Genomic DNA, 20572 nt, shown 5'->3' on the forward strand with positions numbered 1-20572 from the left:
AGAACTCCACAAAGTTTCTTGCCTATTCCGCCATCCCCGCCGCCGTACCCCGGGGCCCGCCGTTGCGAGGGCCTGTCCGCACTTCGGTACTGTCCTTCGGGGCCCATCCGGCGAAGTCCGCCGAGCACGGAGCCGACCCGGCGGCTCGGCGGCCCGGCGGAAGCCAGGGCGGCGCCCCTCCGAGGCCGGAACCCGGCACACCGGGCAGCACCGAAGCGACCGAGCCGCACGGCTCCCCCTGCCGCCCCCGTCTCCCGAAGGACAGCACCGAAATACGGCGGGAGCGTCGCGACGGCGGGTCGGCGAAACGGCCCTCGCCGACCACCGCGAGCGCCCGGCCGTGGACGGCCCGACGCAGCGGCTGCCACCTCCTCCTCTTCCCGAAGGACAGCACCGAAGTACGGCGGGAGCGCCGGAGCGCAGGGTCAGCCGGACGGCCCCACCCGACCACGGCGAAGTCCGCCGGACACACCGCCGGCGGGACAGACCCGGCGAAGCCGGGGCAACACCCCTCCGAAGCGAAGATCAGCAGCCCCGACCCCACCGAAGGACGCACCCCGCCCCGCCGAAGAGCCGCGTCTCGGCGGGTGGGCGGGGGACTCGTGGGTGGTGGTGGGCCTGCGAGAATGGGGCGCGTGCGCGTTCTAGTCATTGGTTCCGGAGGGCGTGAGCACGCCCTGTGCCGTTCACTCAAGCTCGATCCGCAGGTCAGCGAGCTTCACTGTGCGCCAGGCAATCCTGGCATCGAGGAGGTCGCCACCGTCCATCCCGTCGATCCGCTCGACCCCGAGCAGGTGGCGGGGCTGGCGACCAGACTGCGGGTCGATCTGGTGGTGATCGGGCCGGAGGCGCCGCTCGTGGCCGGGGTGAGCGACGCCGTACGCGAGGCGGGCTTCGCCTGCTTCGGTCCCTCGCGCGACGCGGCCATGATCGAGGGCTCCAAGTCGTTCGCCAAGGAGATCATGACGGCCGCCGACGTGCCGACCGCGCGCTCGCGCACCTGCACGACCGAGGCCGAGGCGGCGGCGGCGCTCGACGAGTTCGGCGCCCCGTACGTCGTCAAGGACGACGGGCTCGCGGCGGGCAAGGGCGTCGTCGTGACCGAGGACCGCGACAAGGCGCTCGCCCACGCGCGGGCCTGCGAGCGGGTGGTGATCGAGGAGTACCTCGACGGGCCCGAGGTGTCGCTGTTCGCGCTGTGCGACGGCAGCACGGCGGTGCCGCTGCAGCTCGCCCAGGACTTCAAGCGCGCCTACGACCGCGACCAGGGCCCCAACACCGGCGGCATGGGCTCGTACACGCCGCTGCCGTGGGCACCCGACGGGCTGACCGAGCAGGTCATGCGGGAGATCGTGCATCCGACGATCGGCGAGCTGACCCGGCGCGGGCTGCCGTACCAGGGCGTGCTGTACGTCGGGCTGGCACTGACCTCGAAGGGCCCGAAAGTGGTGGAGTTCAACGCCCGCTTCGGCGACCCCGAGACCCAGGTGCTGCTCGACCGGCTGGAGACGCCGCTCGGCGGGCTGCTCATGGCCTGCGCCACCGGTGAGCTGGGGCTCGACCCGGTCTTCAAGGCCGGCTCGGCGGTGTGCGTGGTGGTGGCGTCCGAGGGCTACCCCGACTCGCCGGTGAAGGGCGACGTGATCCGCGGCCTGCAGTCCACCGACAACGCGTACGTGCTGCACGCCGGTACGGCGTGGAAGGACGGCGAGATCGTCTCGGCCGGCGGCCGGGTGCTCAACGTCATCGGCCACGGGCCCGACCAGGAGAGCGCGCGGCGGGCGGCGTACGAGCTGGTCGGCCGCATCGAGATGCGCGGCTCGCACCACCGTACGGACATCGCCACCGTGAAGTGACCACCGCATGAACTTCGCGACCGTGAAGTGACCACCGCATGAACTTCGCGACCGTGAAGTGACCACCGCATGAACTTCGCGACCGTGAAGTGACCACCGCATGGACTTCGCGACCGTGAAGTGATGTGACGCCGCGGGCGAGGGGCCGCATGGCCCTTCGCCCGCCGGGCCCGCCGGACGTGCCCCCTCGCCCGCCGGGTCGGGCGGCCGGTGGCAGACTTGACCCGTGAAGCATGTGCACTCTGGCAAGGTCCGCGATCTCTACGAGACGGACGACGGCCTGCTGGTGATGGTCGCGTCCGACCGGATCTCGGCCTTCGACCACATTCTTGAGCCCGACATCCCCGACAAGGGGGCCATTCTCACCCAGCTCTCGCTGTGGTGGTTCGACCAGCTCAAGGACGTCGTGCCCAACCACGTCGTCAAGCGTGGCGACGACGCCCGCAGCGTGGTGTGCAGGCCGCTGAAGATGGTCGCGGTCGAGTGCGTGGCCAGGGGCTATCTGACGGGTGGCGGGCTGAGCGAATACCGCGCCACGGGCACGGTGTCGGGAGTGCCGCTGCCGCCGGGGCTGGAGGACGGCTCCAGGCTGCCCGAGCCCATCTTCACGCCGTCGACCAAGGCGCCGCAGGGTCAGCACGACGAGCCGATCTCGTACGAGCGAGTCGTGGCGGAGGTCGGCGCGGAGACCGCCGAGGAGCTGCGCCGGATCACGCTGGCCGTCTACGAGCGCGGCGCGGAGATCGCGGCCGAGCGCGGCATCATCGTGGCCGACACGAAGATCGAGCTGGGCTGGGACTCCGACGGCGTGCTCACGCTGGGCGACGAGGTGCTCACTCCCGACTCGTCGCGGTTCTGGCCTGCCGACGAGTGGCAGCCCGGCCGCAGTCAGACTTCTTTTGACAAGCAATTTGTACGCGATTGGCTGCTATCGCCCGAATCCGGATGGGACAAATCCACCGGAAACCCCCCACCGCGCCTTCCGGACCACATCGTCGAGCGCACCCGGCAGCGATACCTAGAAGCGTATGAGCGCATCACGGGGGCTCCCTTTAGCGGATGATTCGGCTGGGCCAAGTGGTGTGAGCGACTACTGTTGGCCCGTCCGAGCCTCACCGGAAATCAAGGAGCCGCACGAAATGGTCCGTTACCGCGTGCGCGGTGGCAACGCACTGCGTGGAACCGCGTTCATCCAGGGCGCGAAGAACGCCGTGCTTCCCATGATCGGTGCGGCCCTGCTCGCCGCCAAGGGCCGCACCGTCCTGCGCAACGTGCCGATCATCGAGGACGTGCGCCGCGCGGTCGAGCTGGCCGAAGCGGTCGGCGCGTACGTCGAACTGCACGAAGCCGAGCGCACGCTGGTCATCGACGCCTCCAAGGTCAGCAGCCCCGTCCTGCCCGCCGAGATCGCCCGGCGCTTCCGCGGGTCGGTGCTGTTCACCCCCGCACTGCTGCACCGCCTCGGCGAAGCCGTCGTGGAGGGCGTCGGCGGCTGCAACCTCGGCAGCCGCAACCTCGACTTCCACTACCTCGGCTACAAGCGCCTGGGCGCGGTCGTCGACGAGGGCGAGACCGTCATCCACGTCAAGGCGGCCGGCCTGACCGGCGCCACCCTCTACCTCGACACCCCGTCCCACACCGGCACCGAGAACCTCATCATGGCCGCCTGCCTAGCCAAGGGCACCACGGTGATCGAGAACGCCGCCCTTGAGCCCGAGGTGCTCGACGTCATCGACATGCTCGGCAAGATGGGCGCGCGCATCAGCGGCGGCGGCACGGGCTTCATCACCGTCGAGGGCGTCGACGAGCTGCACGCCGTCGAGCACACCGTCATGCCCGACCGCCTCGACGCCGGCGTCTTCGCCATGGCGGCGGCGATCACCCAGGGCGAGCTGAGCCTCGTCGGCACCGGCCTCGACCTCGGCGTCGTGCGCTACAAGCTGGAGCAGATGGGCGTCGAGTTCCACCGGCAGGGCGCCGTCCTGCACGTACGCTGCGACGGCCCGCTGCGCCCGATCAACATCATCACCGACACCTACCCGGGCTTCGCCACCGACCTGCAGTCGCCGATGATGACCGTCGCGGCGCTCGCCGACGGCACCAGCTACATCCACGAGCGCATCTTCGACGGCCGCTTCGCGCTGGCCGGCGAGCTCAACAAGATGGGCGCCAACGTCGAGGTGGAGGGCAGCAGGGCCATCGTCCGTGGCCGTACGCCGCTCACCGGAACGCACGTGACCGCTCACGATCTGCGATCGGGCATCGCGCTCGTGCTGGCCGGGCTGGCCGCCGAGGGCGAGACGGTGATCGACTCCGGTTACCTGATCGACCGCGGCCACGCACATCTCGCGGCGCGAATGCGTGCTCTCGGAGCGGACATTACACGAGAGATTTCTGAGCGCTAAAAACGCCAGAAAAGTGGCGTTGAGCTGCCAAAACACGTAGTCGGACGGTCCAGCAGAACGGCTTTCCGGAAAAGTCGGGCGTGACATTACGGCCCCCGCGAGCGATCGTTCCAAAAGAGAGCACTGCAACGGACGGCAGGATGGGACGAACATTGGTCGAGAGGGCCGAAGAAACTCCCCGAGTGTCACGCCCGGGCGCTATGACACCGGACCTCACCATCGGCGTGGTCGGACCCCACGACCTGGTCGAGCGAGTCATGCTGATGGGTCACGCCGCGGCGCCGCTGCCGTGTCGCCTGGTCGCCGCGGCCTACCGCGACGAGCAGGAGGCGCCCGACAAGGTGACGCGGCTCGGTCCCGGTGTCGACGCGTGCCTGTTCGCCAGCCCGGTCCCCTACGACCTGGCCCGGCGTTCAGGCGTGCTGACGATGCCCGCGACGTACGTGCAGCTCGGCGGAGCGGCACTGGTGGCGGCGCTCGCCAAGGCGGCGCTCGACACCCGCATCGACCCGAAACGGGTCAGCATCGACGTGGTCACCAGGGCCGACGTCGAGGAGGCGTACACCGACCTCGGCATCCCCGCGACGGACGTGCACAGCCGCGACGAGCCGGGCGCCACCGGCACCATCGCGGCCTACCACGAACGCCTCGCCCGGCAGGGGGCCACCACGGGCGCGCTCACGTGCCTGCCCGCGGTGGCCGAACGCCTGCAGACGGCGGGCGTGCCCGTCATCAGGATCAAGCCGACCTCGGCGGCGGTCCGTACGGCGCTGCACACCGCGGCGCTGCTCGGAGCACACCACCGCCTGGAGGAGTCGCAGCTCACCGTCGTGCTGGTGGAGGTGCCGACGCTGCGCGAGCCCGTGCGGCGTGCGGCGCCCCGCTACTGGCGCGACGAGCTGCGGCTGTCGCTGCACCGGCTGCTGGTCCAGGAGGCGAACCGCATCAACGCCACCGTCTGGCCCATCGACGATCACAGCTACCTGGTGACCGCCACCAGAGGCTCGATCGCGGCGGCCACGGACGGGTTCAGGGTGTTGCCTTTCGCCGCCAGGATCAGGGACGAGCTGGGGCTGGCGGTCGAGGTCGGCGTGGGCATGGGCCGCACGACGCACGACGCCGAGTCGCACGCCCGCGCCGCGCTGGCGCGCACGCAGGCGGGCAAGCAGGCACAGGGCTTCGCGGTGGACCGCGAGGGGCGGGCGCTGATCCCGGCTCCGCGGATGCCGCCGACCGGGGCCACCGCATTGAAACCGAAAGGAGTGGAGGTACTGGCCCGGCTGGCGGCCAAGCTCGAAGGCGGCGACACGGTGGTCGACGCCGAAGGGGCGGGCAAGATGCTCGGGGTGACGCCGCGTACGGCACGGCGGTTGCTGCGCACGTTGGTTGACGAGGGACTCGCGTGGCCGCTTCCGCCGAACCGCACGCCGCAGCCTGGGCGTCCACGGCAGCTCTACCGGCTGATCGTGGAGAAGCTCGGACCCCGCTGAGCCGGGACGACGAGGCCGGTCCGCTCTGCGCGGGCCGGCCTTTCTTCTTGGTCCGGACCTTGACTGGAGCGTGCCGGCCTCTTTCTTGGTCCGGACGTTGACCGGAGCGTGTCGGCTTCAGGAACATTGCGGGCGCACTTTTGTGAACGGATTGGTTGACCCGTGGAGATGCGGGTATGTTCTCCCACGCCCCGATCGACGGGATTCGGACGGGGGCACCAAATCCTCACCATCGTCGACGATCCGGTGTGACGCTCCGCCTGCGCAACGTACGTTTTCGTACCCTTTTGCGCCTTTTCTGGGGCTTTCTCGGGTTTGTTGAGGAAATGACGGCCGGGGTGGGCGGCGGAATAGGGGCTGTGCGGGCCTGTACGGCGCTGTGAGCGCCCGCCGCCGTAGGGGCGGCTCTCGGGATTCGGCCATCCTGAACGGCGCCCAGAACCGGCCCTGTAAGCGCTCCCGCCGACCCACCCGGTTACGTCCCGTCGAGTGACCGCCGCGCGCCCGGACACGGCCCACGCGTGCGGCGGGGCGGGTGGGGCACGCGGCCAGTGCGGGCAGGCCCGCGCGGGGCGCACGAACGGGAGCTGCGCAGGCCGCGCGAGGCGCACGAACGGGAGCTGCGCAGGCCGCGCGAGGCGCACGAACGGGAGGTGCGCGGGCGTGTGCGGATGGCCGCGCGGACGTCAGAAATGACCTGAGTGCCCGATGGGTCGGCCTTGGGGGTTCAAGGGCTGATATTCGCAGGTGATCTGTCGTACCCGGGCTGTACAGTCATGAGCCATGAGTGCAAACGCTCCTGTCAGCCGATCCCCGCTCCTCATCTGGGGCGCGCTGGCGATCGTTTACGTCGTGTGGGGCTCGACGTACCTCGGCATCAGAATCGCGATCGAGACGCTGCCGCCGCTGCTGCACGGCGCCACGCGCTTTGTCACCGCCTCACTCCTGCTGGCGGGGTTCCTGCTCATCAAGAAGGGCACGGCCGCGTTCACGATGACGCCGCGCCAGTTCGGCGGCGCCGCGCTGGTCGGCCTGCTGCTGCTGACCGGTGGCAACGGCATGGTGGCCGTGGCCGAGCAGCACATCTCCAGCGGGCTGGCCGCGCTGCTCGTGGCCAGCGTGCCGCTGTGGCTGGTCGTGTTCCGGATCATCGCGCGCGACAGGCCCGCGCTGCTGACGGTGGCGGGTGTGCTCGTCGGCTTCGGGGGTGTGGCCGCGCTGTCGCTCAACGGCGGCGGCGAGGAGGCCGGTACGACCGGGATCGTGGTGATCCTGCTGGCCTCGCTGTCGTGGTCGATCGGCTCGTTCATCTCCAGCCGCATCCCGATGCCGCCCAACGTGTGGACGGCCAGCGCGGTCGAGATGCTGGCCGGCGGCGCCGGGCTGGCGATCGTCAGCACCTCGATCGGCGAGCACGTCGATCTGGCCGCGGTCTCCGGGCGGTCGTGGGCGGCGCTCGCCTACCTGGTGCTGGTGGGCTCGCTGGTCGGCTTCACCGCGTACACGTGGCTGCTCGGCAACGCGCCGATCTCGCTGGTCTCCACGTACGCCTACGTCAACCCGGCCGTCGCCGTCGTCCTGGGCGTGCTCGTCGTGAACGAGCACGTGACGGCGCAGATCGTGCTCGGCGGCGTGGTGATCCTCATCGGCGTCGCCCTGGTGGTCTCGACAGAGCGACGCGCGAAGAGGACACCGGCACCCGCCCAGGCCGGCGAGGTCGATACGGCCCCGCAGCAGGCCTGATCAGCGGGGGAAGCGCGCGGCGACGGCGAGGAAGGCGTCGTTGGCCTCGGGCGAGCCGATCGACACCCGCACGCCTTCGGGGTGGAACGGCCGCACCGCCACGCCCTCCGCGGCGCAGGCGGCGGCGAAGTCCTGGGTACGATCACCGAGCCGCAGCCAGACGAAGTTGGCCTCGCTCGGCGGCACCGTCCAGCCCTGACCGATCAGCGCCTCGCGGACGCGGGTGCGCTCCTTGACCACCTGCTCGACCCGGTCGAGCAGCTCGTCCTCGGCGGCCAGCGAGGCGATGGCGGCGACCTGGGCGAGGTGGTTGACCGCGAACGGCATCATCGTCTTGCGGACGGCCGTGGCCACCGGCTCGTGCGCGATCATGTAGCCGACGCGCAGCCCGGCCAGGCCGTACGCCTTGGAGAAGGTGCGCAGCACGGCCACGTTGGGCCGGTCGCGGTAGAGGGTCAGGCCGTCGGGCACGTCCTCGTCGCGCACGTACTCGCGGTAGGCCTCGTCGAGCACGACCAGCACGTCCTGCGGCACCCGGTCGAGGAACGACTCCAGCTCGGCCCTGCGGATGGCGGTGCTGGTCGGGTTGTTCGGGTTGCACACGAACACCATGCGGGTCCTGTCGGTGATCGCCTCCGCCATGGCGTCGAGGTCGTGGTCCTCGCCCGCCAGCGGCACCCGTACGGACGTCGCCCCCGCCAGGTCGGCGAGCAGCGGGTACGCCTCGAACGACCGCCAGGCGTAGACCACCTCGGCGCCCGGCTCGCTCACCGCCTCGAAGAGCTGCTGCGCCACGGTCACGGACCCGGCGCCCAGCGCGATGTGCTCGGCCGGCACGGAGAACCGCTCCGCGATGGCCTCGGTCAGCTTGACCGCGCCGGCGTCGGGGTAGCGGTGGATGGTCCTCGCGCCCTCGGCGATGGCCTCTGCCACGGAGGGCAGCGGCTCGTACGGGGACTCGTTGGACGACAGCTTGTACGACCGCCCGTCGGGCGCGACGACCGCCTTGCCCGGGGTGTAGGGGGCCATGGTGTCCAGAATCTGGCGGAAACGAGGCATGGCATCACCTTAAGAGGAACGGCCGGGTGGGACATCACCCGGTTGCCCTTCGATCTTCGAGGCTCATTCTTTGAGGCTGCGGAGCATGGGCGGGTGGAGCAGCTCGGCGGGGCCGCGGCGGTAGAGCTTGGCGGGCCGCCCGCCGTCGCGGGCGGTGGTGCCGCCGGTCTCGACGAGGAAGCCCTCGGCCTTGGTGACCTTGCGGTGGAAGTTGCGCGGGTCGAGCGTGCGGCCCCAGACGATCTCGTAGACCCGCCGCAGGTCGGCCACGGTGAACTCGGGCGGGCAGAACGCCGCGCCCAGCGAGGTGTATTCGAGCTTGCCGCGCGCGCGTTCGACGCCGTCGAGCATGATGCGCCGGTGGTCGAAGGCCATCACGGTCAGCGAATCGACCGGCTGCCAGCTCATGTGGGCCTTCTCCGAGGCCGGCAGGTCGGGGGCGAGGCCGAGGTAGGCGACGCTGAGCACGCGCTGGCGCGGGTCGCGGTCGGGGTAGCCGTAGGTCTGGAGCTGCTCCAAATGCACGGGCGCGCCGGGCAGCCCGGCACGCTCGGACAGGATGCGGTGGGCGGCGGCCGGCAGGTCCTCGTCGAGCTGAATGAAGCCGCCGGGCAGCGACCAGCGGCGCAGGAACGGCGGGTTGTCGCGGCGCCACACGAGAGCGCTCAATGCCTGGTTGCGCACGGTGAGCACGACCAGGTCGACACTGACCGGGATGCGCGGGACCATGCCCGGCACGTTACACGCAGTCGTACGAACGCAGCGAACCGTACGTCATGCCGCACGTCATCCTTTACGTCATGCCGGTGCCGCGATGCGGACGTGCAGCTCCTCGGTCGTGGCCTGGCCCGACGGCAGCCTGACCCCGATGCGCACCCATTCGCCCGGCGGCACCTGCGTCCAGTCGAACGGCACCCATGCCGCCGCCATGCCCTCGGGCAGCTCCTCCTCGATCGGGTCGCGGTCGAGGTAGCCGGTGCTCGCGATGTCCCGTTCCTCGGTGCCGCCGGACCACTGGATGGTGACGGTGCCGAGGTCGAGGTTGTAGCCGCGGACCTCCACGCCGTCGTCGGCCTCGCGGGGCCGTCTGATGGCGTCCACGGCGATCGGGCGCTGCCAGTCCTTGATGATCTCCTCTTCGATGGACGGCTTGCCGCACGTCATGAAGTCGCTCCACATGTAGGAGACGATCTTCTGGACGTACCGGCCGGCCATCGCGACCGCCTGGTCGAGGCGCTCCTTGTCGGTCTTGCCGCGGGTGCCGGTGGGCGCGCACGGCTTGTCGCCGGACGGCTCGAAGACCTCGACGTTGGCCCAGAGCTGCACGTGGTGGCCCTCGTCGATCATCTGGTCGCGCGCCTCGGACATCGCGCGGTAGTAGTCGCGGGTGGAGCCGTGGTAGGCGGTCCCGTACGTCGACTCCCCCACCACCGGCCGCAGCCGCTCGTCCACCTCGGTGTCGCGCTCGTCCGGCCAGAACAGCCCGACCTTGCCGGTGCCGCGGCTGTCCTGCGGCGCGATGATGCCGACACCGGTGCGCGCGAGCGCCTTGAAGCCCTCGGCCACCTGCTGCGGCGTCTGCCCGAACGCCACCCGCTTGCGCGCGTCCATGTAGGGGCTGATGAGGATCGGCTTGCCCGGCAGTTCCTGCTGCACGATGCGGTGCTGGTCGGCGTAGACCTCAAGCGTCGGGTTGTCGGCGAGCGTCGCCGACATCTGCACCTCGAACGGCTGGTAGACGCCGCCGAGCGACTCGCGGTCGGCGAAGCGCTGGCCGTAGTCCTGCAGGATGCGCCTGGTCAGGGTGGTGAGCGTGCCGAGGTGGCGCTTCTCCGCCCTGATCGGCGTCTTGTGGTCGCGCGGGGCCAGCGGCAGCGCGGGGAAGATCCGCATGCCGAACTGATCTCCGAGGTTGAGCAGCTCGCTCAGGCTGTCGGACGGCGAGCCGGCCACCAGGATCATGTCGTACGCCTGCGCCTTGCTGCTGAAGTCGCAGGTGGCGTCGTCGGAGCCGTCGGCCTGGGTGATGAGGCGGTAGTAGATGCGCTTGCCCGCCTCGATGGAGTGCTCCATCTCCGGGCAGCGGTACAGGCCGGAGCCGAACGCCTCGTCGGTCCTGTAGACGTACACGCGGCCGATGCGGTTCTTGGGGTTGGCCCGCTTCAGGTCGCGCTCGGCCGCGTCGTGGCAGCTCATGCCGTCCTCGACGCACGCCTTGTACAGCGAGTCGATTTCGCCGTCCTTGGTGCGCACCTGGCCGGAGGCGGTGACCGTACGGAACTGCAGGCCGTAGCCGATTCTGATGATCGTGTCGCCGCCGACGCGGTGGATCTCCTGGAGCTGCTTGCGCCAGGTGCAGGGGTTCGACTTGGGGGTGATCCAGTAGCCGGTCACCGCGTACGGGGCGATCTCGCCGGTGTCGAACGTTCCACAGGGGTCGGTGAACTCGCTCACCTTCGGCGTCGGGAGCGTGCTCGACGGCTTGGCCACCGGGGACCTCGCGGCCGTCGGCTCGGAGTCGCCGAACGGCAGCACGATCACCACCGCGGCGATCACCGCGAGAATGGCTGCGCCCGCGACCAGTAAGAGCCAGCGCACGTTCAGGAACCTACCCGCCCCTCGTTGGTTACGGCTTGACCCCGGCCCAGGCCTCCAGCTGCGCCACGAACCGCTTGGCGGAGTTGGGCCAGTGGTGGTTGGCGCGGGCCGCCGCATAACCGCGTGCGCCCTGCCGCCGCCGCTCCTCCTCGTCGTCGCGCAGCGTCAGCACCGCCTGCGCGACCGCCTTCGGGTCCTCCCACGGCACCACGACGCCGCTGTCGTAGCGCTCGACCAGCTCGACCGCGCGCGGCGACGGCGTGGTGATGACCGGGATGCCGTGCGCCATGTACTCGACGATCTTCGTCGGCATCGAGTGCCGGTAGTTGGGCTCGTCGTGCAGCAGCGACAGGCCGGCGAGCGCGCCGTCGAGCCGCTTGAGCGCCTCGTCGTTGGGCATGAAGTCGCGCCACTCCAGCAGGCCCTCGGTGACGGCCTTGTTGAGTATCGGGCGGCTCTGCGGGTCGGCGTACCCGATGAGCTCGACCGCCACCTGGTACGGCTGGAGCAGCTTGGCCACCTCGACCGCCTCGCACACGCCGCGCGCCCGCGACAGCCACCCGAGGTAGACCACCCGGTCGTCGCCGGGCGGCGTCACCGTGTCGGGCACCCACGTCTCGTTGGGCACGATGAGGTGGGCGTGCTTGAACCGGCCCGCGTACGCCGTCTCGGCGAGCAGCAGGTGCAGGTGCCGCTCGGCGGTGCCCTCGAGCAGGCGGGCGAGGAAGCGTACGGGCGGGCGCAGCATCGCGGGCAGCCACGGCTTGAGCGAGAGCGTGGCGGGGGTGTCCTCGTGGACGTCCCACACCACCGGCGGCCTGTTGCGCACGCCCCACACGGCGAACAGCAGCTCGGGGTCGTGGATGAGCACGAGGTCGACCTTGTCGCGCATGCGCTTGAACAGCCGCCGCGCCGCGAGCACGGCGGCGATGCGCTTGCGCTGGGCCGCCCGCGGCAGGTCGACGCCGTTGACCCAGGGCCTGGGGACGACGCCGTGCGCGGTGTAGGAGGCGGCGTACGTGACCTCATGACCGGCGTCCACGAGAGCGCGGATCTGCCGATGCAGGATCCTCGCGTCCTCGGGGTTATGCACCACCGTCATGACGAGCACGTGCACTGCGCGCAGCCCTCCGTCGCTACAGCCGCTCGACGCGTTCACCCTCGGCGAGCACGCCGCGGGTATCCAGCACGAGCTTGGCCTTCGCCTCGACCATGTCGAGATCGAACGCGGAATGCTGCTGCAGCAGCAGCGTCACGTCCGCGTTCGTCACGGCCTCCGCCAGATCCTCCTCACGCTTGACCGGGGTGCCGTCGACCGACCACTCCTTCACATAGGGGTCCGCGAACGACAGCTCGGCGCCCAGCTCCAGGAGCGCCCGCGCCACCGGCAGCGCCGGGGTCTCGCGTTCGTCGGCGATGTCCGGCTTGTACGTGACGCCGAGCAGCACGACCTTGGAGCCGTTGACGGCCTTCTTGTGCCGGTTGAGCAGGCGCTGCGCGCGGGCGACCACGTACGACGGCATCCGCTCGTTGATCTCCTGCGCCAGCTCGACGAACCGGAACGGGTAGCCGAGCTTGCGCACCGTGTACGACAGGTACGACGGGTCGACGGGGATGCAGTGACCGCCGACGCCGGGCCCCGGCAGGAACTTGTGGAAGCCGAACGGCTTGGTGGAGGCGGCCTCGATGGCCTCCCACAGGTCGATGTCCAGCTCGTCGCAGAAGATCGCCATCTCGTTGACGAGCGCGATGTTGACGTGCCGGTAGGTGTTCTCGAGCAGCTTGGCCATCTCGGCCTCGCGGGTGCCGCTGACCGGCACGACCCGCTCGACGAACCGCCCGTAGAACGCCATGGCCCGGTCACGGCAGGTCGGGGTGTAGCCGCCGACCACCTTGGGCGTGTTGCGCAGGCCGAACTTGGGGTTGCCCGGGTCGATGCGCTCGGGCGAGAAGGCGAGGTGGAAGTCCTCGCCCGCGACGAGCCCGGACGCTTCGAGCAGCGGTCTTGCGACCTCGTCGGTGGTGCCCGGCCAGGTGGTGGACTCGAGCACGACGAGCGTGCCCTTGGTGAGGTTGCGGGCGACGGCCTTGGTCGCGCCCTCCACGGCGGACAGGTCGGGTCGATGGTCCTCGTCCAGCGGGGTGGGCACGCAGATGACGATCGTGTTGCTTCTGGCCAGCACGGTCTCATCGAGCGTGGCGCTGAACCCGTTGGCCAGCATGTGCTCGAGGTCGGCGTCGGTCAGGTCATCGATGTACGACCGCCCGGCGTTGAGCGAGTCGACCTTCGCCGGGTCCACGTCGAGGCCGACGACCCGGAGGCCGGCGCTCACCGCCTCCTTGGCGAGAGGCATGCCGACGTAGCCCAGACCGATGACAGCCAAGTCGATTTCTGTCACAGCTGTGCCTTTGGGAGCCGGAAACAACACTTCATGGTGGCAAAGGTTATCTCAAGTCCACCTAGCTCACGCCTAATGCGAGCGAACCAGTCACAAGAGACAGCCATCTGTACGGTCAACGTTCGGTAAGTGAACGGTATAGAGCTTGATAAGTCTCGGCAACGCGGCTCCACGTGCGCTTGGCCGCGACCTCGGCCTTGCCCGCCTCGCCCATCTCCCTGCGCTTGGCGGGGTCGTCGCGCAGCCCGGCGATGGCCTTGGCCAGCGCCTCCGGATCGCCTGCGGGCACGAGCATCCCGGCACCGTCGGAGCCGACCAGCTCGGCCAGCGCGGGCAGATCGCTCAGCACGACCGGCTTGCCGAGCGCCATCGCCTCGACGGGTTTCAATGGCGTAACAAGTCGGCAGACCCGGAGGTCCTCGCGCGGGCAGGCGAAGATGTCGATCGCGTCCTGGGCCTGCAGCGCCTCGTCGGGGCCGACCCGGCCGGGCAGGATCGCGTCCTTCAGCCCCAGCTCCTCGACCAGCTGGAGCAGGTTCTCGCGCTCGGTGCCGTCGCCGACGAGCAGCACGCGTACGGGAGAGCCCTCGTCGCGCAGCAGCGCCGCCGCCCGCAGCAGTGTGGCGAATCCCTCATAGGCCACGATGCTCGACACCGAGCCGACGACGATCTCGCTGTCGGCGATGCCGTACGCCCTGCGGAACGAGGCGCCGTCGTACTGCGCCGTCAGCAGCGAGTCGTCCACGGCGTTGGGCGCGAGGTGGATCTTCTCCCTCGGGACGCCGCGCTCGACGATCTCCTGAGCCATGGTCTCGGCCAGCGTGACGACCGCGTCGGCCTCGCGCATCAGGAACGCCTCGCGCTCGCGCTGGAGCACGTGACGCTGGCTGCCGACCCTGATCGGGTTGCGGGAGGCCCAGGTCTCCTCCAGGAAGCCGCGGACCTCGTACACGAACGGCGTGCCCGTGCGGTCGCGCACGGCGTGGGCGACCGAGCCGTTGCGGTGGTCGGTGGCCGCGTGCAGGATCTGCGGGCGCAGCTCGGTCACGAGCTTGGTGACCCGGTCGGCGCCCCTGATGATGCGGCCCTGCGTCTCGAACGGCATCTCGATGCCCGGCTCGGGCAGCAGCCGGTGGTAGGGGATGCCGTCGATCTCGTCGTACGGCGCCGCGTCGGCGTGGCCCTGCAGCATCGGCCAGCCCCAGCTCGTGACCACGTGCGGGTCGATGCCCGCGGCCTTCTGGGCGGTGACGATGCGGTGGGTGCGCACGGTGTAGCCGGCCTGCGTGTACGGCAGCGCGTTCGTGACGACGTGGAGCACCCGGTTGCGGACCCGCTCCAGGATGGCCACCTTCGGGCCCGGCGGGATCGGGTCGGGGCTGATCGCGGCCAGCTCGCCGCGGTAGTAGGCGGCCCTGCGCTTGACGAACGGGTACTTGGTGTGGGCCTCGAGCACCGCGGCGGCCTCGCTCACCCGCCCGGCGTCCCAGTGCTCCTTGGCCTCGTTCCACGGGCCCTTGACCACGCGCATGCCGAACTTGCGTACCATGCGGCGGGCCTTGCGGGCGGCCGGCCAGGCGACGCTGCCCACGACGGGACGCAGCTTCGGCGGAAGCGTCTCGGCCGCGGCCTGTGCCACGCGGACCGGGTCGGTCCTGACCTTCGTCCACACCACGCGGGAGACGATGACGGGGTGGTTGACGAACCCCCTCAGAAGCCCACCGACGCCGGCACGGGCGGACTTCGCGGAGACCCGGTCGTTCGTACGGGAGGAGTCTTGACGACTGGCGTCGGATGCCACGGTGGGACCGTACCATAGGCAGCGTTTTTTCCCTTCCGCTATGAAAGGCGAGGTCAATGAGGGAGAACCCCCTGGTCCTGCACGTATTGGGCGCTCGCCCCAATTTCGTGAAAGCGGCCCCGGTGGTGCGGGCACTCGGCGAGCTCGACGTGCGGCAGGGCATCATCCACACCGGTCAGCACTACGACGCGCTCATGTCGGACGTCTTCTTCGCCGACCTCGGGCTGCCCGAGCCGGTGGCCAATCTGGGCGTCGGATCCGGCAGCCACGCCAAGCAGACGGCGGCGCTGCTCGTCGGTCTCGAAGAGGTCGTGCAGGAGCAGGACCCGGACCTGGTCGTGGTGTACGGCGATGTGAACTCGACGCTGGCCGCCATCCTCGTCTGCGCCAAGCTGGGGGTGCCCACGGCGCACGTGGAGGCGGGGCTGCGCTCCTACGACCGCAGCATGCCCGAGGAGGTCAACAGGGTCGTCACCGACGCGCTGGCCGACGTGCTGTTCGCGACCTCGCCTGAGGCGCTGTCGTACCTGGCATCCGAGGGCGTGCCAGGCGCACAAGGTGCACCTCGTGGGCAACCCGATGATCGACAGCCTCTTCTCTGCGCTGCCCAAGCTCGACCCCGCGCCGATCAAGGCCAGGCTCGGCCTGCCCGGCCGGTACGCGGTGGCCACCCTGCACCGCCCGGCCAACGTCGACACCGCCGAGGCCGCCAAGGAGCTCGTGGACGCGGTGCTGGAGGTCTCGCGTCAGGTCCCGGTCGTGGTGCCGGTGCACCCGCGCGGCAAGGCGCGGCTGGCCGAGGCCGGTCTCGTGGACGGCGAGACCGTCAAGGTCATCGACCCTCTCGGGTATGTGGACTTTCTCTCACTCGTACGCGGCGCCGCGCTCGTCGTCACCGACTCCGGCGGCGTACAGGAGGAGACGACCATGCTGGGCGTCCCCTGCCTGACGGTCCGGCCCAACACCGAGCGGCCGATCACGATCACGCACGGCACCAACCGCCTGGTCACGCCCGCGCTGCTGCCGGTCGCGGCGGAGAAGGCGCTGGCCGACGGCGCCGCCACCCCGGCGGGCGAACTGCCGGTGCTGTGGGACGGCAAGGCGGGCCCGCGGATCGCCACGGTGATCGCCGCCTGGCTGAAGGGGGACAACCTCGCGCCGGCCTCTCAGGCCAAACGCCCCGAATAGCGGCAAACCCCGCCGTAGTATGAAACACCTCCGCTGAGCGATAGGCGTACCACCATGGCCGAAACCCCCGAACAGCCCACGTTCCAACGGCTCGGGCCCGTCAACTGGCTGCCCGAGGAGCGCAAGCTCGTCGAGCGTTACGAGGCGGAGGTCAGGGAGCTGCGCAAGCGGCTGGAGATCGCCGAGGCCAAGGCCGCGTACGCCACCTGGAAGCTGGAGGCCACGCAGGCCAAGCGGACGTACAAGCTGGGCGAGGCCCTGGGTTCGAAGAAGCCCAGGAAGATCGTCGAGGCCGTACGCTCGCGGGAGCGCGCGCCCAAGCCGCCGATCCCGGTCAGCGAGGCCATCCAGCAGGCCGAGAACCGGCCGCCGCTCGTCGAGGTGCCGCCGGTCAAGTGGCCGAAGGGCCCGATCAACCGGCCCGACCTGAAGGTCGCGGTGATCCTCGACGACTTTTCGCGCATGGCCTTCCGCTACGAGTGGGACCAGATCGAGTTCGGGCTCAAGGACTGGAAGGACATCTTCGCCGAGAAGCGGCCCGACCTGCTGTTCTGCGAGTCGGCCTGGCACGGCAACCAGGGCCGCTGGCGCTACCAGATGACCGGCACCAACGCCCCCAAGGAACCGCTGCGCGAGCTGGTCGCCTGGTGCAAGCAGGAGGGCATCCCCACGGTCTTCTGGAACAAGGAGGACCCGCCGAACTTCGACTTCTTCATCGACACGGCCAAGCTCTTCGACTACGTGTTCACCTGCGACGGTGACATGATCCCGAAGTACCGGGAGGTCCTCGGGCACGACCGGGTCGACGTGCTGCAGTTCGCCGCCCAGCCGCGCGTGCACAACCCCATCCAGCAGAACAAGGGCCGCCTGCACGACGTGGTCTTCGCCGGGATGTACTTCCGCGACAAGCACCCCGAGCGGCGCGAGCAGATGGAGATCGTGCTCGACCCGGTCAGGGAGCTCGGCCTGCACATCTTCGCCCGCAACGGCGAGGTGGACGAGAAGTACGCCTGGCCGGAGAAGTACCGGCCGCACATCGTGGGCGAGCTGCCCTACGACCAGATGCTGGCCGCGTACCGGATGTACAAGGTCTTCCTCAACGTCAACTCCGTGCTCGACTCGCCCACCATGTGCGCGCGGCGCGTCTTCGAGCTGTCCGCCTGCGCCACCCCCGTGGTGTCCGGGTGGTCGCGGGCCATCGAGGAGACGTTCGGCGACCTCATCCCGATCGCGCGCGAGCCGGTCGAGGCGTACAACCAGGTGCTGCACCTGATCAACAGCCCCGAGCTGCGGGCCCGGCTCGGGCACCTCGCGATGCGCGAGGTCTTCGACAAGCACCTGTTCTCGCACCGCGTGGACCAGATCCTGCAGAACCTCGGCCACAAGGTGACGCCGCGCTCGCGCTCCATCAGCGTCGTGCTGCCCACCAACCGCGCCTCGCAGATCGAGCACGCGATCTCCTCGGTGGCCAAACAGCGGCACCGGCCGCTCCAGCTCGTCATGGTGCTGCACGGCCTCGACATCGACCCCGTCGTCGTGGCCGACAAGGCCAGGATGGCCGGCGTCACCGACGTCGTCGTCCTGCCCGCCGACCCCTCGCTCACCCTCGGCGCCTGCCTCAACCTCGGCATCGCCGCCGCCGAAGGCGAACTGATCGCCAAGATGGACGACGACAACCTCTACGGCGAGCATTACCTGTCGGACCTGGTCAGGGCCTTCGACTACTCCGACGCCGAGCTGGTCGGCAAGGGCGCGCACTACGCGTACTTCGAGGGCATCAACACCACGATGCTGCGGCTGCCCGGCCTGGAGCACCGGTACTCGTGGCTGGTGCAGGGCGGCACCTTCCTCGGCAAGGCCGACTTGTTCCGCAAGTACCAGTTCGCGGACATCACCCGGGGTGAGGACACGCACCTCGTACGCCGGCTCAAGGAGGACCGGGTCAAGATCTACTCGGCGGACCGGTTCAACTTCGTGTACTGGCGCAGCGCCGACACGAAGATGCACACCTGGCAGGCCGACCACATCAAGCTGACCCGCAACGCCCAGTTCTCCTTCGTCGGCCGCCCGGACGACCACGTGCTCATCTGAGACGTCACGTGACGCAGCGTTACATTCGTCTACATATGATGACGAAGCGGAAAGTGTGCCGTAAGTGGGTGAAGGGGCGCGTTCGTGCATACGAGCCTGCTCATCGAACGCATCGACCGCGTGCCGGTGACGGTCACCCTGACGCCCGGCCTGTCGATGCTCGCTTTGATCACCGACGCCCTGGCGGGCCGCGCGCGGGGCGCGCCCGAGGCATGGCGGCGGCTGGTGCGCTCGGCGGCGCGCCGGCCCGACCCGACGGTGGTGCGCTCGCTCGCCAGCCCCGGCTTCAGCGTGCTGCCCGACCTGGTGCTGCCCGGTGAGTTCACCCGCGACCTCGACGTGCCCGACCAGCTCGACATGCTGCGCGACCTGCCGGGTGACGCGCTGGTCGAGGAGGTGGAGACGATCGTCGGCGGACGCCCGCCCGAGCACTGGCGGCCCGCGCTCACGCACCCGCACCGCTGGCTGCACGGCTACGCCGCCCTCCTGGAGGAGGTCTGGTCGGCGATGCGGCCGGTCTGGGAGCGGGCGCGGCCGCTGCTGGAGCGCGAGGTGGAGCGGGTGGCGGTGGCCGCCGCGCGCCGCTCGCTCGACGTCCTGCTCAACAGCCTGCACCCCAACTGCCGCTACCGCGACGACACGCTCAGCTTCCCCGACTTCGAGCCCGAGCACTTCACGATCGGCTCACGCGGCCTGGTGCTCATGCCCATGCTGGCCGGCCCCGAGGCGCTCATCTCGCGCCTCGACGGTCCCGAGGCCGTCTGGCTCGGCTACCCGCTGCCGGGCGCCGACCTGCCGCCGCGCCGGCACGAGGACCGCCTGCGCCTGCTCGTCGGGGACGTGCGCGCGGCCATCCTGACCGCGCTGGAGCGCCCGCTGACCATGGGCGCGCTGGCAAGGCGCGTCGGCTACGCGCCCAACGCGGTCAGCTACCACTGCAACCGGCTGGAGTCGGCCGGGCTGATCTCCCGGCGGCGCGACGGGCGGGAGATCTACGTCGAGCGCACTCCCCGCGCCTCGGTGGTGGTGGACCTCTTCGCGGGCTGGTGAGCTACCTGCTCGCCCTGGCGAGGTTCTGGTCGGCGAGGTCGGCCAGCTCGTACAGGCCCTTGGGCTTGACCTGGCGGCCGACGACGAGCATGGACATGACCGTAGTGCCGCGCCTGATCATGACGGAGCCGATCTGCGCGTTCTGGTCGCCGCCCTTCGCGGTCGTCAGGTAGGCGCGCGACTGGTCGCCCTTGGTGGGCATGTCGAGCGTCCGCGTGGTGTACGTGACCGGCGTGCCCCCGACGTCGGCCGTGTACGAGGTGCACTTCTCGGGCAGCGCGGCGGGGAAGTCGGGCTTGGGCAGCGACACGACGGCCTGGCTGATCGAGCCGCGCTCGGCGGAGAAGGCGATCACGGCGGCGGGCGACTGGGCGACCTCGGCCTTGGCCGCGTCGAGCTGGGCCGCGCCCGCGCACTCGGGGTGCTGCAGCTTGGCCTGGCGTACGGCCTCCAGGCCCTGCTGGGTGGACTTGAGCGAGCCGAACGCGCCGGTCTCGGGGCCGTAGGCGACCTGCATGCCCTTGGGCACCGGCAGCAGGGCGGCGCGCAGCCGGTCGGCCTCGGCGGCCGACGGCGCGGACGGGGCGGTGGCGGCCGGGGCGGACGGCTTGTCGGCGGCGGAACATCCGGCGAGTACGAGTGTGCTCAGAAATATGCCGGAAACTGCTTGACGCATGGGTTCTCCATTTCACTCCAGCGGCATTGTGGAAACGTTAGAGGAAGCAGCGCACGAGGGGCCGCGCAACGTCGCTATCCGCGGGATTAAGCGGCTTCGGGAGCCATTTACCGTTCGCCCTGCGTAACGGGCTCCACCTCGGTGGATGCACCCACAAAACGGCATCAGCTGTAATGGGGCGGGCAAAATGTTCGCCGATGTGCTGCGCGCCCCTGT

Annotated in this window: 14 protein-coding genes and 1 pseudogene; 8 read left to right on the top strand and 7 right to left on the bottom strand. The window is 70.1% G+C overall.

The window, feature by feature from the left end; genetic code table 11:
• Window positions 1–635 precede the first annotated feature (635 nt).
• From purD to WBK31_RS34900, 5 genes are all read left to right on the top strand, one after another.
• Window positions 636–1856, top strand: a complete 1221-nt coding sequence (gene purD, locus WBK31_RS34880; protein WP_364061890.1) for a phosphoribosylamine--glycine ligase — start codon at window positions 636–638, stop codon at window positions 1854–1856.
• A 226-nt stretch (window positions 1857–2082) separates the two neighbouring features.
• A complete protein-coding gene (locus WBK31_RS34885) occupies window positions 2083–2919 on the top strand; it encodes a phosphoribosylaminoimidazolesuccinocarboxamide synthase (protein WP_364061887.1) in 837 nt (278 codons plus the stop codon).
• A gap of 76 nt (window positions 2920–2995) precedes the next feature.
• Window positions 2996–4261 carry a UDP-N-acetylglucosamine 1-carboxyvinyltransferase gene (gene murA, locus WBK31_RS34890; protein WP_364061884.1) on the top strand — a complete coding sequence of 422 codons (1266 nt, stop codon included), beginning with the start codon at window positions 2996–2998 and terminating at the stop codon, window positions 4259–4261.
• Window positions 4262–4461: 200 nt separating this feature from the next.
• Window positions 4462–5751 carry a GTP cyclohydrolase IIa gene (locus WBK31_RS34895; RefSeq protein WP_364061881.1) on the top strand — a complete coding sequence of 430 codons (1290 nt, stop codon included), beginning with the start codon at window positions 4462–4464 and terminating at the stop codon, window positions 5749–5751.
• A gap of 783 nt (window positions 5752–6534) precedes the next feature.
• Window positions 6535–7494 (top strand): EamA family transporter, encoded by a 960-nt coding sequence (locus WBK31_RS34900; RefSeq protein WP_364061878.1) that lies wholly within the window; start codon window positions 6535–6537, stop codon window positions 7492–7494.
• Here WBK31_RS34900 and hisC read toward each other — a convergent pair whose 3' ends face one another.
• The 6 genes from hisC to WBK31_RS34930 form a co-directional block, all read right to left on the bottom strand.
• Entirely contained in the window at window positions 7495–8553 is a 1059-nt protein-coding gene (hisC, locus tag WBK31_RS34905) for a histidinol-phosphate transaminase (RefSeq protein WP_364061875.1), read from the bottom strand.
• A gap of 63 nt (window positions 8554–8616) precedes the next feature.
• Entirely contained in the window at window positions 8617–9282 is a 666-nt protein-coding gene (locus tag WBK31_RS34910; RefSeq protein ID WP_364061872.1) for an NrtR DNA-binding winged helix domain-containing protein, read from the bottom strand.
• A 69-nt stretch (window positions 9283–9351) separates the two neighbouring features.
• Window positions 9352–11151, bottom strand: a complete 1800-nt coding sequence (locus WBK31_RS34915) for a DUF4434 domain-containing protein (protein WP_364061869.1) — start codon at window positions 11149–11151, stop codon at window positions 9352–9354.
• Window positions 11152–11179: 28 nt separating this feature from the next.
• On the bottom strand, window positions 11180–12268 hold the full coding sequence (locus tag WBK31_RS34920) for a glycosyltransferase (protein WP_364061866.1): 1089 nt from the start codon (window positions 12266–12268) through the stop codon (window positions 11180–11182).
• Between the two features lie 19 nt (window positions 12269–12287).
• On the bottom strand, window positions 12288–13535 hold the full coding sequence (locus WBK31_RS34925) for a nucleotide sugar dehydrogenase (RefSeq protein ID WP_406673796.1): 1248 nt from the start codon (window positions 13533–13535) through the stop codon (window positions 12288–12290).
• A gap of 130 nt (window positions 13536–13665) precedes the next feature.
• Window positions 13666–15351: a glycosyltransferase family 4 protein gene (locus tag WBK31_RS34930; protein ID WP_364061861.1), complete on the bottom strand. Its 1686-nt coding sequence runs from the start codon at window positions 15349–15351 to the stop codon at window positions 13666–13668.
• Between the two features lie 56 nt (window positions 15352–15407).
• On the opposite strand from WBK31_RS34930, the pseudogene wecB reads away from it, so the two are divergent.
• The 3 genes and pseudogenes from wecB to WBK31_RS34945 all read left to right on the top strand — a co-directional run bounded on the left by wecB (window position 15408) and on the right by WBK31_RS34945 (window position 19680).
• Window positions 15408–16539 (top strand): annotated as a pseudogene (gene wecB / locus WBK31_RS34935) (non-hydrolyzing UDP-N-acetylglucosamine 2-epimerase).
• Window positions 16540–16593: 54 nt separating this feature from the next.
• The gene (locus tag WBK31_RS34940; protein ID WP_364061855.1) at window positions 16594–18630 is read left to right on the top strand and encodes a glycosyltransferase; all 2037 of its coding nucleotides are present in this window, start codon (window positions 16594–16596) and stop codon (window positions 18628–18630) included.
• Window positions 18631–18714: 84 nt separating this feature from the next.
• Entirely contained in the window at window positions 18715–19680 is a 966-nt protein-coding gene (locus tag WBK31_RS34945) for a winged helix-turn-helix domain-containing protein (protein WP_364061852.1), read from the top strand.
• Window position 19681: 1 nt separating this feature from the next.
• On the opposite strand, the gene WBK31_RS34950 is transcribed toward WBK31_RS34945, so the two are convergent.
• Entirely contained in the window at window positions 19682–20356 is a 675-nt protein-coding gene (locus tag WBK31_RS34950) for a hypothetical protein (RefSeq protein ID WP_364061849.1), read from the bottom strand.
• Window positions 20357–20572 lie beyond the last annotated feature (216 nt).

Origin of the sequence: Nonomuraea sp. N2-4H (assembly GCF_045291505.1) — a bacterium.
Lineage (GTDB): Bacteria > Actinomycetota > Actinomycetes > Streptosporangiales > Streptosporangiaceae > Nonomuraea > Nonomuraea fastidiosa.

Coding starts and splice junctions, on each gene's coding strand:
- murA (WP_364061884.1), top strand. CDS start 2,996: ATGGTCCGTTACCGCGTGCGCGGTGGCAACGCACTGCGTGGAACCGCG.
- WBK31_RS34895 (WP_364061881.1), top strand. CDS start 4,462: ATGACACCGGACCTCACCATCGGCGTGGTCGGACCCCACGACCTGGTC.
- WBK31_RS34900 (WP_364061878.1), top strand. CDS start 6,535: ATGAGTGCAAACGCTCCTGTCAGCCGATCCCCGCTCCTCATCTGGGGC.
- hisC (WP_364061875.1), bottom strand. CDS start 8,553: ATGCCTCGTTTCCGCCAGATTCTGGACACCATGGCCCCCTACACCCCG.
- WBK31_RS34910 (WP_364061872.1), bottom strand. CDS start 9,282: ATGGTCCCGCGCATCCCGGTCAGTGTCGACCTGGTCGTGCTCACCGTG.
- WBK31_RS34940 (WP_364061855.1), top strand. CDS start 16,594: ATGGCCGAAACCCCCGAACAGCCCACGTTCCAACGGCTCGGGCCCGTC.
- WBK31_RS34950 (WP_364061849.1), bottom strand. CDS start 20,356: ATGCGTCAAGCAGTTTCCGGCATATTTCTGAGCACACTCGTACTCGCC.